General features: G+C 70.2%; 16 protein-coding genes. 10 read left to right on the top strand and 6 right to left on the bottom strand.

Annotated elements, in window-relative coordinates; all coding sequences use genetic code 11:
• Positions 1 to 3: 3 nt before the first annotated feature.
• Genes BLT36_RS02595 through BLT36_RS02580 form a run of 4 tightly spaced genes read left to right on the top strand, consistent with a single transcriptional unit; the run spans position 4 to position 3041 of the window.
• Complete coding sequence (locus BLT36_RS02595; RefSeq protein WP_092091679.1) at positions 4 to 867, top strand: alpha/beta fold hydrolase; 864 nt, start codon at positions 4 to 6, stop codon at positions 865 to 867.
• Between the two features lie 8 nt (positions 868 to 875).
• Complete coding sequence (locus BLT36_RS02590; protein WP_092091677.1) at positions 876 to 1673, top strand: alpha/beta hydrolase; 798 nt, start codon at positions 876 to 878, stop codon at positions 1671 to 1673.
• A gap of 41 nt (positions 1674 to 1714) precedes the next feature.
• The gene (locus BLT36_RS02585) at positions 1715 to 2161 is read left to right on the top strand and encodes a tautomerase family protein (protein WP_092091675.1); all 447 of its coding nucleotides are present in this window, start codon (positions 1715 to 1717) and stop codon (positions 2159 to 2161) included.
• Positions 2162 to 2192: 31 nt separating this feature from the next.
• Positions 2193 to 3041 (top strand): alpha/beta fold hydrolase, encoded by an 849-nt coding sequence (locus BLT36_RS02580; RefSeq protein ID WP_175529452.1) that lies wholly within the window; start codon positions 2193 to 2195, stop codon positions 3039 to 3041.
• A gap of 54 nt (positions 3042 to 3095) precedes the next feature.
• Here BLT36_RS02580 and BLT36_RS02575 read toward each other — a convergent pair whose 3' ends face one another.
• The gene (locus tag BLT36_RS02575; protein ID WP_092091671.1) at positions 3096 to 3716 is read right to left on the bottom strand and encodes a TetR/AcrR family transcriptional regulator; all 621 of its coding nucleotides are present in this window, start codon (positions 3714 to 3716) and stop codon (positions 3096 to 3098) included.
• Between the two features lie 74 nt (positions 3717 to 3790).
• Here BLT36_RS02575 and BLT36_RS02570 point away from each other — a divergent pair, with 74 nt between their 5' ends.
• Complete coding sequence (locus BLT36_RS02570; protein WP_175529451.1) at positions 3791 to 4342, top strand: TetR/AcrR family transcriptional regulator; 552 nt, start codon at positions 3791 to 3793, stop codon at positions 4340 to 4342.
• Positions 4343 to 4474: 132 nt separating this feature from the next.
• The gene (locus tag BLT36_RS02565) at positions 4475 to 5683 is read left to right on the top strand and encodes an MFS transporter (protein ID WP_092091667.1); all 1209 of its coding nucleotides are present in this window, start codon (positions 4475 to 4477) and stop codon (positions 5681 to 5683) included.
• A 59-nt stretch (positions 5684 to 5742) separates the two neighbouring features.
• Here the strand turns inward: BLT36_RS02565 and BLT36_RS02560 are convergent, their stop codons facing one another.
• The gene (locus BLT36_RS02560; RefSeq protein WP_092091665.1) at positions 5743 to 6585 is read right to left on the bottom strand and encodes an alpha/beta fold hydrolase; all 843 of its coding nucleotides are present in this window, start codon (positions 6583 to 6585) and stop codon (positions 5743 to 5745) included.
• 158 nt (positions 6586 to 6743) lie between these two features.
• Between BLT36_RS02560 and BLT36_RS02555 the strand changes: the two genes are divergently transcribed.
• The gene (locus tag BLT36_RS02555) at positions 6744 to 7700 is read left to right on the top strand and encodes an alpha/beta hydrolase (RefSeq protein WP_092091663.1); all 957 of its coding nucleotides are present in this window, start codon (positions 6744 to 6746) and stop codon (positions 7698 to 7700) included.
• Positions 7701 to 7799: 99 nt separating this feature from the next.
• Here the strand turns inward: BLT36_RS02555 and BLT36_RS02550 are convergent, their stop codons facing one another.
• Positions 7800 to 8438, bottom strand: a complete 639-nt coding sequence (locus BLT36_RS02550; RefSeq protein ID WP_092091662.1) for an HD domain-containing protein — start codon at positions 8436 to 8438, stop codon at positions 7800 to 7802.
• Between the two features lie 91 nt (positions 8439 to 8529).
• Between BLT36_RS02550 and BLT36_RS02545 the strand changes: the two genes are divergently transcribed.
• A complete protein-coding gene (locus BLT36_RS02545) occupies positions 8530 to 9510 on the top strand; it encodes a GlxA family transcriptional regulator (RefSeq protein ID WP_092094241.1) in 981 nt (326 codons plus the stop codon).
• A 377-nt stretch (positions 9511 to 9887) separates the two neighbouring features.
• On the top strand, positions 9888 to 10361 hold the full coding sequence (locus BLT36_RS18255; protein ID WP_139166329.1) for a GNAT family N-acetyltransferase: 474 nt from the start codon (positions 9888 to 9890) through the stop codon (positions 10359 to 10361).
• Positions 10362 to 10420: 59 nt separating this feature from the next.
• Here BLT36_RS18255 and BLT36_RS02535 read toward each other — a convergent pair whose 3' ends face one another.
• Positions 10421 to 11254: an alpha/beta fold hydrolase gene (locus BLT36_RS02535; RefSeq protein ID WP_092091658.1), complete on the bottom strand. Its 834-nt coding sequence runs from the start codon at positions 11252 to 11254 to the stop codon at positions 10421 to 10423.
• A 69-nt stretch (positions 11255 to 11323) separates the two neighbouring features.
• Entirely contained in the window at positions 11324 to 12184 is an 861-nt protein-coding gene (locus BLT36_RS02530) for an SDR family NAD(P)-dependent oxidoreductase (protein WP_092091656.1), read from the bottom strand.
• Positions 12185 to 12263: 79 nt separating this feature from the next.
• Here BLT36_RS02530 and BLT36_RS02525 point away from each other — a divergent pair, with 79 nt between their 5' ends.
• Complete coding sequence (locus tag BLT36_RS02525) at positions 12264 to 12902, top strand: TetR/AcrR family transcriptional regulator (RefSeq protein ID WP_092091654.1); 639 nt, start codon at positions 12264 to 12266, stop codon at positions 12900 to 12902.
• A 21-nt stretch (positions 12903 to 12923) separates the two neighbouring features.
• On the opposite strand, the gene BLT36_RS02520 is transcribed toward BLT36_RS02525, so the two are convergent.
• Positions 12924 to 13643 carry a hypothetical protein gene (locus BLT36_RS02520; protein ID WP_092091652.1) on the bottom strand — a complete coding sequence of 240 codons (720 nt, stop codon included), beginning with the start codon at positions 13641 to 13643 and terminating at the stop codon, positions 12924 to 12926.
• Between the last annotated feature and the right edge of the window lie 37 nt (positions 13644 to 13680).

Genomic DNA, 13680 nt, shown 5'->3' with positions numbered 1-13680 from the left:
CCCATGACCACCTCGTCCCATCGCCTCACCACTCGCCTCGCCATCGGCGCCGCCGCGGCTGCGCTCATCGCAGTGCCGACCGCAGCGCACGCCGCCGGCACCCCGTCCACGTCTTCGACCGCGTCCGCAACCTCCACGACCAAGGCCGCGAAGCCGACAATTGTGCTCGTGCACGGCGCATGGGCCGACGCTTCCAGCTTCGCGCCAGTCACCAAGCGTCTGCAGTCGGACGGGTACACCGTCGTCAGCGCACCGAACCCGTTGCGCGGCCTCTCGACCGACGCCGCGTCCCTCAAGGCGTTCGTCGAACAGGCAACGACCGGGCCGGTCGTCCTCGTCGGGCACTCCTACGGCGGCGCCGTGATCACCAACGCCGCGAAGGGCCTTTCCCGCGTGACCGACCTGGTCTACGTCGACGCATTCGCACCCGACAAGGGCGAGACCGTCGTGCAGCTCTCCGGCTCGGTCCCCGGCTCGGCGCTGGCGGCAGACCCGAAGACCGTCTTCGACGCCGTGCAGGACCCGAACCTGCCGGCGGGCGACCCGGACCTCTACATCAAGGAGACCCTGTTCAAGTCCGCGTTCGCGGCACACCTGAGCGGCAGCAAGGCCGCCGTGCTGGCAGCGTCACAGTCTCCGGTGGCGGGTGGCGCGCTCCAGGAGCCTTCGGGTGACCCGGCGTGGAAGACGATCCCGAGCTGGTTCGTGATCGGCTCCTCGGACAAGGTCATCCCGGCAGCCGGTCAGGAGGCCATGGCGAAGCGGGCGCACGGCGACGTGACGAAGGTCAAGGCCGACCACCTGTCCATGCTCGAGCAGCCGTCGGCGATCACTCGCGTGATCGAGACCGCGGCCAAGACGAAGTAGGCGCGGCCATGACTCCGGTGCTCTTCATCCACGGCCTGTGGATCCACTCGTCGGCTTGGCGTCCGTGGCAGGACCTCTTCGAGGAGGCCGGCTACGACGCGCAGGCGCCCGGATGGCCCGGCGACGGCGCCACGGTCGAGGAGACCCGCGCACACCCCGAACGTCTCGCCGGCATCGGCGTGCGTGCGATCACCGACCACTACGCGGGCATCGCAGCACGCCTGCCGGAGAAGCCGATCGTGATCGGTCACTCCTTCGGCGGTCTCGTCGCGCAGAAGCTGCTCGCGGCTGGGGTGGCGAGGGCAGCGGTGGCGATCGACCCGGCCCCCATCAAGGGCGTCCGCGCCCTTCCGTTCGCGCAGATCCGTTCGGCACTCCCCGTCGTCAGCAAGAAGGCGAACGCCGACCGCTCGGTGTCGCTGACGCCGCGACAGTTCCGGTACGGATTCGGCAACGCGATCAGCCGGACCGAGTCCGACCGTCTGCACCGGCAGTACGCGATCCCCGGTCCCGGTCGACCCGTGTTCGAGCTCACCGCGGCGAAGAAGGACGCGTCCTCACCGACCGAGGTCGACCTCGACGACCTGCGACGCGGCCCCCTGCTCGTCATGGGCGGCAGCCGGGACCACACCATCCCGGAGATCGTGGCCCGCCAGGCAGCCCTGCTGTACGAACCGGGGCTGAACACTTCCTACCGACGCATCGACGGGCGAGGCCACTCCCTGGTCTTCGACAGCGGCTGGGAGACGGTGGCGAAGACGGCACTCGACTGGGTCCGTCAGAACGAGCCGAGCGTCGCCCGCTGAGCCCATGCGGCGCGCCGGACCACGACCGACAAGGAGAGACCATGCCCTGGATCAACCTGACGATGCGCAAAGGCGCACTCGACCAGCAGCAGCAGGCTGCGGCGATGGCGCGCCTTACCGACGCGCTCATGCACTGGGAACACGTACCGGATACTCCGGTCGCGCGCAGAGTGATGAAGGGGTGGGTGTACGAGGTGGAGTCCGGCGCCGACTACGTCGGTGGCTCCCCGGAGCACACCCGGCCCTCGTACTTCGTGGAGGTGCGGATCCCCGCCGGCCGGCTGACACGTCTGGACAAGTCCGGCATCATGCGCGACTTCGCGCAGATCCTCATCGAGGCCGAGGAACGTGTGCCCCTGCCCGAGGAGCTCCGCCGCGTCTGGGTGACGATCGTCGAGCTCGAGGCGGAGGACTGGGGCATCGGCGGTCACACCGATTGGTTGCGCGCGTACGAGAGCGCCCTCCCCAACCCCGTCGGGCAGGTCTGAGGTGTCGGGCACACGTGCCATCAGACGGAGCGTGCTCCGCCGGATCTCGACCCGGTACGGTCGCGTCGCCGCACACGACCACGACGGGCACGGTGCCCCCGTCGTGCTGCTGCACGGCTTCCCCGACGACAGCCGGATCCACGACCGCATCGTCCCGCTCCTGTACCGGCACCGGGTAGTGACCATCGACTTCGTTGGCTACGGCGCATCCGAGCGCACGCAGAGCTCGCTCGTCCGCCCAGGGCAACGGGTCGACGAGGTCGTGGCCGTCCTGGAGGCGCTCGACCTCAGCGACGCCGTCGTCGTCGGCCACGACAGCGGCGGGCCGGTGGCCGTCGAGACGGCACTGGCGTCCGAACGGGTCACGAGCCTCTTCCTCCTGAACAGCTACTACGGCCGTGAGCCAGCGCTCCGTCTGCCGGAGATGATCCAGATGTTCGGCGACCCCCGTCTGGCGCCGCTCTCCGATGCCGTCATCGCCGATCCGGCGCAGCGTGCCTGGTTGTTAGGGCACACCGCGAGGCGCTTCGGGTACGCCCCGGACGCCCCGGACAGTGTCCGTTCGCGGGCCGTCATCCCCCAGTTCTTCGGGGATGCGTCGCAGCCGGACGCGCTGCGCGCCGTCCGGGCGTGGACGCGCGCGCTGCCGCGGGACCTCGGTGAGCAGACCCGTCGTGCGGCCGCTGGCGAACTCCGCGAGCTGAGCAAGCCGGTGACGTTGGCGTTCGGTGCGGAGGACCGGTACCTCAGTCCAGCGCTGGCGCGGCAGATGGCGGACCGGTTCACCGGTGCCGTGGTGCACGAGGTACCCGGCGCATCGCACTGGCCACAGTGGGACCAGCCCGAGGTCGTCGCCGGTCTGATCGCCGACCGCCGCTGACCCGGTGTCGCCCGACCCGACCCGACCCGAACGGGCCGGGCCGGGTCGACGCCGTCAGCGGACTTTGTCGACTCCGGGGAAGACCGCCCTCGTCATCACGCCGGCGCTGCGCACGAGCTCGTCGGTGTCGATGTCGGCCGCTCCGGAGACGGCGTCCGTCGCTGCTCCGCAGTACCCGTGGTAGAGCGCCCGGGCCAGGAGTTCCGGACCGTCCGCGGTGATCACTCCCGCGCGTACGCCTGCTGTGGCGGCGGCGGCGATCATCGAGATGAGCCGTTCGTTCACGTCGTTCTTCACCGCGTCTGCACCAGACGTCCCGTACAGGGCCCGGTGGACGTCGCCGTGATCGATTGCGAACCTGGTCAACTCCTCGAGCACGGTCACGAGCCGTCCCGCGACGGTCCTGGTCTCGTCGGACAGGATCTGGGCTCCCACGTCGAGGAACGACTCCATGTGACGCGCCCACGCTGCCGAAGCCAGGTCTTCCTTCGTGGCGAAGTGCAGGTAAAACGACCCCTTCGACATGCCCGCGGTCCGAGCGATTTCTTCGACGGTGGTGTCGGCGACGCCGCGCTCCGTGAACACCAGGACTGCTGCGTCGAGCAGGTCGCGACGGCGCTCCTCGGCGGGCTTGACCCGGCGTGGTGGCCGCGTCGATCGGGTTGCCGTTGTCATGCGTCCTCCTGGTCCGCCATCTTATGCACCTACTTTCCGCACCGATCGGTCTCGATCTGCGCTACGCTCTGTCCGTGGCACGAAGCAAGGAGTTCGACCCGGTGACCGCCCTCGATCGCGCGATGGGGCGGTTCTGGGCCGCCGGGTACGAGGGCACCTCGACCCAGGAGCTCATGGCGGTGATGCGCGTCGGGAAGCGGAGCATGTACGACACGTTCGGCAACAAGCGCGCGCTGTACCTCAGCGCGCTCGACGAGTACGTCCGGCGTGCGGAACTCGTGCACCAGACCGTGCTCGACGCAGACGGGCCAGTGGCAGACCGGATCGAAGCGCTGTTGAGCTCCGGCCTCCGACTGCCGGACGCGACACCGCCGGGGTGTTTCGCCGTCAACGCGGGGACGGACCGTGGTGGCGACCCGGATGTCCGCGCGATCGTCGATGGACACTTCGAGCGCAGCACCGACCGAATCGCGGCGGTGCTGCGTCAGGCGGGCGGTGCGCGGGTGGCAGCGCTCGCGCCGCTCGTCCACACCGCCTGGATCGGGCTGCGCGCGCGATCCGCCGCGGGCCTCTCCGAGGACGGACAGCAAGCGGTCATCCGGCAGATCGCCGCACTGGTGTCCTGAGCCGCCTGCGAGTCCATCGCTCGACTCCGCTTCCGCCACTATCCACACAACTGACTGGGTCCACGGGGTCGTTCCCAACCCCGTCTCGATCCGACTCTTCATTCCGCACCGATCAGTCTCAACAGGAGAAGCATGTCTCAGAACCACCTCGCCCCGCGCGGTCGCCGGCCCCTGGCGGCCGTCTTCGCCATCGCCCTTGGGTCCTTCTCGGTCGTCGTCGCCGAGTTCGTCCCGGTTGGCGCCCTCTCCGCCATCGCCCGCGGGCTCCGCGTGTCCGAGGGGGAGGCCGGCTTGCTGGTCACGCTGCCGGCGGTCGTCGGCGCGGTGGCTGCGCCGGTCGCCACCGTCCTCATGCGGCGTCTCGACCGTCGTGTCGCAGTCCAGGTGCTCACTGCGCTCATCGCAGTGTCCTGTGTCCTCAGCGCGATCGCGCCGACCTTCGGAGTGATGCTGCTGGGACGTCTGTTGCTCGGTGTCAGCGTCGGTGGTGTCTGGGCGACCGCCGTGTCCGCAGCGGCACGGCTCGTCCCTGAGCGGATCGTGCACACCGCCAGCTCGATGGTGTTCGGCGCCATCGCCGTGGGATCGGTGATCACCGTTCCGTCCGCGACCCTCGCTGTGGCCCACGTCGACTGGCGCTGGACCTTCGCCGGTGCTGCGGTCGTCGCCGTGTTCGCCGTCGTCATGCAGCTCGTCCTCGTACCGCGCATCCCCGCGGCAGACCGTGTGACGGGGGCGGACTTCCGGACGATCCTCACGTCTGCCCCAGCGGTTGCGCTGCTCGCGATCGTCCTGTTCGTCGTGTTCGGCCAGTTCAGCGCGTTCACGTTCGTCGTCCCCTACCTCGTCTCGGTCGCCGGCCTGTCGGCTGCCACGGCATCGCTGCTCTTGTTCGTCTACGGGGTCCTCACGATCGTCGGGAACTTCGGTGGAGGTGCACTCCTCGGACGGAGCATCCGAGGAACCGTGATCGCCACGCTGGTCGCGGGAGGGGCCGGGCTCCTGCTGCTCGCGCTCGGTGCCTCTGCGGTCGTGGCGGTCGTCGTCGCGCTCGTGCTGTGGGGCCTGTCGTGGGGCAACGCACCGGTCGCGCTCCAGCACTGGCTCTTCACGTTCGACGGCAAGCGGTTCTCGGCAGAGGCCGTGAACGCCTCCTTCACTGCTGTCGTGCAGGTCGGTGTGGCTGCTGGTTCGTTCCTCGCGGGCCTCGCGGTGGATGCGGTCGGGACCAGCAGCAGTGTGCAGCTCGGTGCGGCGTCGGCCCTCGTCGCTCTCGTGATCGGGCTCGTGCTCATGGCTGCCACGGCCCGGCGGTACCGCGTCTTGGTCGAGACGCGCTGACTGCTCCTGTCAGTCGAGGGCGGGGCGCGCACCACGGTGTGCGCCCCGCCCTCCGTCCGTCACGCGGTGAGGAACCGCAGTGCGGTGGCGCCGAACTCCTCCGGGTGCTGGAAGAGGAAGCCGTGGCCGGCATCGCTGTAGATCACCGTCGTGGCATCAGCCAGCCGCTGCGCCATCTTGAACGAGTGCTCGGCGTGCACCATCACGTCGTGCGCTCCGTTCGCGACGAGCACCGGGATGTCGAGCTCCTCGAGACGCTCCCACGCCGAGCCCTCGTCCTCTCCCCAGGCGCCGATGGCGTGCAGCTGCGCCTGGATGGTCTCGGGGCCGACCTGCGGGGCATCCGGCGTCAGACGCGACTCGAGTCGACGGAGCGACTCGCTGCCGCGGCGTCGCCCGTCCTCGTGCTGACCGAAGAACAGGTAGAGGAAGTCCTCGTCGTCGTTCTCCGGCTTGACCATGACCTCGATGGACTTCGGCTCGGGACCGGGAGCGCCGTTCTGGCCGCCGGGGCCGGAGCCGAGGACGAGGAGGCGGCGGACGAAGCCCGGCTCGTCGAGTGCCACGAGCTGCGCGACGAAGCCGCCGATGGACCAGCCGACCGCGTCGATCTGCTCGATCCCGAGCGCGCGGAGGAAGTCGACCGCCGTGCTGGCCATGCCACCGAAGGTGTCGGGCGAGACGCCCCCGCTCCGGCCGACGCCGATGTTGTCGAAGAGGATCACGTCGTGCTCGGCGGCGATGACGTCGACGAAGGCCGGGTCCCAGTGGTCCATCGTTCCGCGGAAGCGCTGGAAGAACACGACCGGGGTGCCCCCGGTCGGGCCGAACCGGCGGTAGGCGACAGGTCCGGAGGATGTGACGACGGTGTGCGTCGGCGCGGTCTCGGTGCGGTTGGTCATGGCGGGATCCGTTCTCGTTGTCGGTGCGCAGGGTGCGCACCGGGCGCGCCCATCATCTCACTTGTTTCGCAAAAGTCAGTTGTGACCGACGGTCAGTCAGTGTTACGTTCCCCCCGTGCCGGTCGACCGATCGGCACTGCACTCGCACTGGAGGAACGATGACCCGCAACACCACGCCCCCGCCGTTCGACGCTGAACTCGAGCCCGTCCTCGCCCAGGCCGGGATCTCCCCGACGCTCCTGCCCGAGCACCTAGAGGTCCTGCGCGGCCCGGGCTTCACCCCGTCCCTGGAGCAGCTCCTCGAGGGGCGTCCGATCGTCCACGAGGAGCACCTCGTCCCCGGGCCCGCTGGCGACCTCGTCGTCTCGGTCTTCCGCCGCACGGACCACACCGAGCCCGGTGCCGCGTTCTTCTTCACGCACGTCGGCGGGATGATCTTCGGCGACCGGTTCGTCGGGGTCGCCCCGGTCGTCGACTACGTCGTCGAGTTCGACGCCGTCGTCGTCACCGTCGAGTACCGCCTCGCGCCGGAGAACCCGGCACCGGCCGCGCTCGAGGACTCGTACGCTGCGCTGGTCTGGACGGCGGAGCACGCCGACGAGCTCGGCTTCGACCCTTCGAAACTCATCACGATCGGTGGCAGTGCCGGAGGGGGCCTCGCCGCGGGGATCACCCTGATGGCCCGAGACCGCGGAGTGCCCGCCCTTGCCGGCCAGGTCGTCATGTACGGCATGCTCGACGAGCACAACGACAGCAACTCGGCGCAGCAGATCGACGGCATCGGCATCTGGGACCGAACCAGCAACGAGACCGGCTGGAACTTCTACCTGGGCGACCGCCGGGGCACCGAGGACATCACGTCGTACGAGTCCGCGAGCCGTGAGCAGGACCTGAGTGGTCTCCCGCCGACGTACGTCGAGGTCGGCTCGGCCGAGGTGTTCCGAGACGAGGACGTCGCCTTCGCGAGCCGGATCTGGGCCGCTGGCGGCGAGGCCGAGCTGCACGTGTGGCCTGGCGGGTACCACCTCTTCGAACTGCTGGCACCCGACGCCGAGCTCTCGAAGGCAGCACGCCGCACCCGTGGCGAGTGGGTCCGGCGTCTGCTCGCGCGCTGACCGCGCGCCGGCGTGCGTGCAGACGGACGGGAGGCGCGGTGCCAGCCCGCTCCGCGCCTCCCGTCCGTCACGACCGCGGGTCCCGACCCGCCGCTCCGGTCATTCCGGCCACGTGTTGCCGCGGATGACCTCGACGAAGTCGGTCCGCCGGAAGCCAGGCAGGAAGTGCGCCAGCACGTCCGCGTTGACGTTCCCGAACACCGTCTCAGGCCGGTGCCGGTTGCCCTCCGCGAAGCGCTCGAGGATGCGTCGCTTGAAGTCTGGCCGCGGGTGCGCCGCGATGACCGCTCCGAGGGTGTCCTCCGGGAGGTCGTCCCGGCCGATACCGAGGACGTCCGTCTCGACACCTGCGGTCACCAGCGCGATCTCCGGCTCGAGGAACTCCGGCACGCCGGGTGTGGTGTGCAGCGCGATGCCGAGCCACACATCTCGGGCCGCCTGGGTGTCCACGCCGTGCTCGAGGAGGAAGGTGCGGGCGTCGTCCGCACCGTCGACCTCGAACCGCTGCCCTGAGTCGCGGTGTCGATCGGTCAGGCCGAGGTCGTGGAACATCGCGCCGACGTAGAGCAACTCCAGGTCGGGGCGGAGCCCGCGCCGGTGACCTTGCAGGGCTCCGAAGAAGAACACCCGGCGCGAGTGGTGGAACAGCAGGTCGTCCTCAGCGGCACGGACGTGGTCGGTCGCCGCGCGGACGAGGGCAGTGTCCGGCACAGTGATGCCGGCGATGGTGTCGATCATGGATCGCGTCCTCTCTCGTGGATCGTGTACTCCAGGGTGGGTGGACGGCGCGACCGACGACGAGCGACATCAGGACGGAGATGAGGCACCGATGGACATGCAGGGGACGACCGTCGCGATCGTCTTGTTCGATGGGGTCAAGTTCCTGGACGTGACCGGGCCGGCCGAGGTGTTCGCCGAAGCCAACCGGTCCGGAGCCCACTACGTCCTCCGGTTCGTCTCCCCCGATGGACGGCCCGTCCGCACGTCGGTGGGACTGACCGTCCCCGTGGACGCCTCCCTGGGGGACCTCGACGCGCCTGACGTGCTGCTGGTCGCTGGTGGCGACGACCTCGTCGATCGATCGGCACCCGACGGACTCGTCGATGGTGTCCGAGCGGTTGCCCGCTCCGCCCGCACCGTCGCATCAGTGTGCACAGGCGCGTTCGTCCTGGCCCAGGCCGGACTGCTCGCGGGTAGGCGCGCGACCACGCACTGGCGACATGCGGAACTGCTGGCTCGGGTCGCGCCGGACACCGAGGTCACGCCAGACTCGATCTGGGTCCAGGACGGGGACGTCGTCACCTCCGCAGGGGTGACAGCCGGGATCGACCTCGCCCTGGCGCTCGTCGAACGCGACCATGGAGGTGACCTGGCCCGCGACGTCGCTCGAGCTCTCGTGGTGCACATGCAGCGTCCTGGCGGTCAAGCCCAGTTCTCGGCGGGGTTGCGTGGGCCTGCCCCGCGCTCCTCGCCGGTGCGGTCCGTCGTGGACGTGGTCCTCGCGGATCCAGCGTCGCCGTTCAGCACCCGGGACTCGGCCCGAGCCGTGGGCCTCAGCGCCCGACACCTCGCGCGGCTCTTCGTCGAGGAGCTCGGCACCACTCCGGTCCGCTTCGTCGAGCGCGCGCGGGTGGACCTCGGTCGGCAGCTGCTCGAGCAGGGGTCGACCGTGACGGAGGCCGCCCACGGAGCGGGTTTCACCGACCCGGCCGCGTTCCGCCGAGCGTTCCGGCGCTCCTCCGGCACGACGCCGAGCGCGTACCGCCACCGGTTCGGAACCACCGGGATACGCCCACCTGACTCTTGTTGAGAAAGTAAGCTAGGTGGATGCTGCCCACAGCCACAGAGCTCATCCGCATCGCGGAACACGCCGAAGCCGATGCCCTCGCTGACCTCGTCGGTCGGACGCCTGCGCAAGCCCAAGCAGCGCTCGGACTGACTGCGGAAGCCTTCGCCGACGGCATACTCGTCTCGATGCCCCACGATCCGACCGACCAGTGGAGTCGCGTCGTCGGCGTCACGCGGTGGACGGGGACCGCTGATGACCTCGTCGCGCTGGCACGGGAGCGGTTCACGCGGAGCGGAGTGCGTCGAGCGTCGCTGCATATCGCTCCGGCGTTCGAGCCTGACGGGTGGCGGGAGACGTGCGAGCGACTGGGACTGTCGGCGGGGCCGACGCTCGTGAAGTTGGGCGCGGAACTCGAGGAGCTCGCCGTGTCCGCCGCGCCCACCGGGCCGATGATGGTCCGCGCGGTCCGGCCCAAGGAAGCACTGTCGTGGTCCGCGACGATGTTCGAGGCCTTCGGAGATCCGGCTGACCCGCACCTCGCGGCTATGGGAGCCGGCTCCGTGGATGCCGACGGCTGGGTCGCGCTCGGGGCGTGGGACGGCATGGAGCTCGTCGGTGTCGGCGCGGTCTCGGTCCGCGGACCCGCTGCGGAGCTGTTCGGAGGCGCGACGCTGCCCCGCGCCCGACGCCGCGGTGTCCAGGGTGTCCTCATCCGCGCTCGCATCGAGGCGGCGAGGCGCGCCGGCTGTAGGTGGGTGTTCGCCGAGGCTGCCCTCGGCTCCGTGGACCGGCCGGGGCAGTCGTTGCGGAACCTGCGCCGGGCGGGCCTCCGGGACCTGGGCCTCCGGACGGGCTGGACGCTGACGGTCTGAGCGGTGCGTCCGGCCGAGGAGGACCCGAGCCGGACGCACCAGACCATTCCAGCTCGGCGTCAGCGCAGGAAGAGGTCCACGGTCGCAGCGAAGTGCTCCGCGTGCTGGAACAGGAACGCGTGCCCGGCGTCGCCGTAGAGCAGAGCGGTCCCGCGGGGCGCGTGCGTCGCACCGAAGACCGAGGCCGAGGCCGGGATGCCCACGTCCTGCACTCCGTTCGCGAACAGGACCGGCTGCGTGGTCCTCGCGAGTCGGGCGACCAGGTCGGGCACCGGCACTTGGTACGCGACGGACGCCGCGACCAGCTGAGCACCGGCGGCACGGTCGGACACCACGACGGCGTCCGCCGGACGCGCCGCCGCGATCCGGGCCTCGGACGCGGCGGCGGCTGCTCGGCCGTCGTCGGTGTCCGGGTAGAAGAGGTACGCCATGTCCGCAGCAGTGGCGTCGGGCTTCATCTGGATCTCAGTGACACGGGCGTCGGGCGCCGGGGTGTCGGGTACCAGCCCCGGCGTGCTCGCCGCCACGACGACGCGTCGGATCAGGTCCGGACGGGCGTCGACGACGTACTGAGCGACGACCCCGCCGAGCGACCAACCGAGTAGGTCGACCTGTGTGAGCTCGAGGGCTTCGACGAAGTCGATGATGCCCGCGGCTGCGCCCTCCATCGAGTCGCGAGGCTCTCCGGTGGAGCGCCCGGTGCCGACGTTGTCGACCAGGATGACGTCGCGGTTCCGGCTGAGGGGCTCGATGAGGGCCGGGTCCCAGTCATCGATGGTCCCGCGGAAGCGCATCAGGAGGACGAGTGGTACCGCGCCGACCGGACCGGTCCGTCGGTAGGTGTGGGTTGCGGACGCCGTCTGGACGGTCGTCGTCGAGGGTGTCGTGGACATGGTGTTCCTCTTTCTGTTCGAGCTCGAACGGACCGCCGCGGTGCGGAAGTCCCGGAGTGTTTCGGGCGGTCAGAGTGCGGCGGAGAAGCCGGTCAGTGCCGATGCGCGCTCCCACAGGGCGAGCGCAGTGGGGTGGTCGTCCTCGTGGCGCGCACGGCGCTGCTCGCGGACGACCGACGGACGGCTCGGTGGTGCGAGGTACGAGCCACCGGCGACGTCCGCGGTGAGGGCCTGCAGCACCGATCGGGCACCGATCTCGGGAGGCACACCGCGCCAGCGAGCGGCAACACGGAGGACGACGCCGAACGCACCCGTGGCGTTCCCGTTCCCGTAGAGGCCGGTCCGCGCGACTCCGGGGTGAGCCGTCACCGCGCGGACGCGGCTGCCCTCGAGGTCGAGGCGGCGCTGCAGCTCATCGGTGATCAGGAGGTCAGCGAGCTTCGACTGCCCGTACGCCCGCCACGGGCCGTACCGGCGTCGCTGCCAGTTGAGGTCGTCGAGATCGATCCTGGCGAAGGACGCGAGCACGGACGAGACGTTCACGATGCGGTCGGTGACGAACGGCAGAAGGAGGCGGGTCAACACGAAGTGGCCGAGGAAGTTCGTCGCGAGCTGGGACTCGAAGCCGTCCGGCGTCCGGGCGAACGGTGTCGCCATCACGCCGGCGTTGTTGAGCAGCCCGTCGAGTCGACCGGACCAATCTCGACCGAACGCGCGGACGGAGTCGAGGCGGGAGACGTCGAGCGCGAGCACCTCGGTCGGGCCCGGGAAGGTCGCGGCGACCGCCGCACCGCGGTCGAGGTCGCGGACCGCCAGCACGACCTCAGCGCCGGCCGCGCTCAGCGCACGACCGGCAGCGGCGCCGATGCCGCCGGTCGCCCCCGTCACGACATAGCGGCGACCACGTTGGTCGGGGATGTCATCGCTCATGGTGTCCTCTCGTTAGATGTCTGTCGACATCTTTCGACCAGACGATAGATTGCGATCAGCATCTACGGAAGGGGCAAACATGGGACGCGTCTCACGGGACCAGGCAGACCGGCACCGTCAGCAGATCGTGGAAGCCGCTTCACACGTGTTCCGGGAGCGGGGTGCGGCGTCCGTGAGCATCGGCGACGTGATGCGCGAGGTCGGGCTGACCAACGGCGGGTTCTACCGACACTTTCCGTCGAAGGACGCGCTCGTCGCCGAGGCCGCAGCGAACGCGTACGAGCAGATGAACGCGGGCCTCACAGGCCTTGAGGAGACCTCGGTGGACCACCGAGCCGCGCTCGCCGAGCTCGTCCGGGGGTACCTGTCGGAGCACAACCGGGACGACTGGGCCGGGGGGTGCGTGACGACCGGCTTCGGCTCGGACGTGGCGCGGTCGGACGACCGAGCGGTGCGGACGGCATTCGCCCAGGGGGTGCAGGACTTCGCAGCGTGGCTGTCCGACGAGGGTGATGCCGTCACACCGGCTGCCCTGGTCCGGATGTCGACGATGGTCGGCGCGCTGTTCCTCGCGCGCGCCACCTCGACCACCGACTTCAGCGCCGACGTCCTCGGCGCGGCACGGTCACATCTCCTCCGTGAGCTCGGCGAGGCCGGTCCGGAGGGCGCCGGGCCGGGGGGTACCGGGCTGGAGGGTGCCGGGTCGCCCGCGGCCTGAGACCCGGCTCCTCCGCTCGCGTCACACCACCGCGACGTCGGCGAGCCGGATGGACACCAGGTGCTGGTCGGCGAAGATCCCACCCGCGGGGTCCCGGGGGAACACGTCGCGCTCCGTGGCGATGACGATCCCGTCCACCTCGACGTGGCCGGCGACGAGCTGCGCGCTCGGGACCCCGCCCATGACGTCGGCCTCGTAGTCGCGCCGTCGCACGAGGTCGTCCCCGTCGACGTAGAGGGTCTGCACCCGACTGTGGGTCGTGATGCTCGACGGGTAGGTGACTCGCATGCGACGCAGGCTCCTGCCCGCTTCCGTCCACGTGCCGTCCTCCTCGGTCTCGACCCCCGGGAGCTGGAGCGACCACGCTTCGGTGCTGTACGTCCACATCGTGTACCCGACGAAGTACGCGACGTGTGCTGGTGTCCAGGGGGTTTCGACGCCGTGCCCGACGAACGACTCCCTCGGGTGGTCGAACAACTCGGACTCCCCGGTCGCCCCGTCGGTGATCGTCACTCGGTCGGGCGTGTACTCCGCGGAGCCGCCCGTGGGACCGAAGGAGTCCATGCGGGTCCGCTGACGCTGGACGTCGACGTGGGTCAGCCCGTGCTCGACGGTGCCGGATGCGTGCTTCAGCCCCCACACGGCCCCGCCGAGCGTCCGACTGAAGTCGATGCGTTCGACCTCTGACCAGCGGGACCCGCCGGCGGCTGCTGTCACGGCGGTGGCGAGCGAGATGGGCATGGGGACCTCCGGGTCGGTGTCGGCGCTAAGGCCGGTC

The sequence above is a fragment of the Curtobacterium sp. UNCCL20 genome (assembly GCF_900101675.1).
GTDB lineage: Bacteria > Actinomycetota > Actinomycetes > Actinomycetales > Microbacteriaceae > Curtobacterium.
This window is presented reverse-complemented; position numbering and strand designations above follow the sequence as displayed.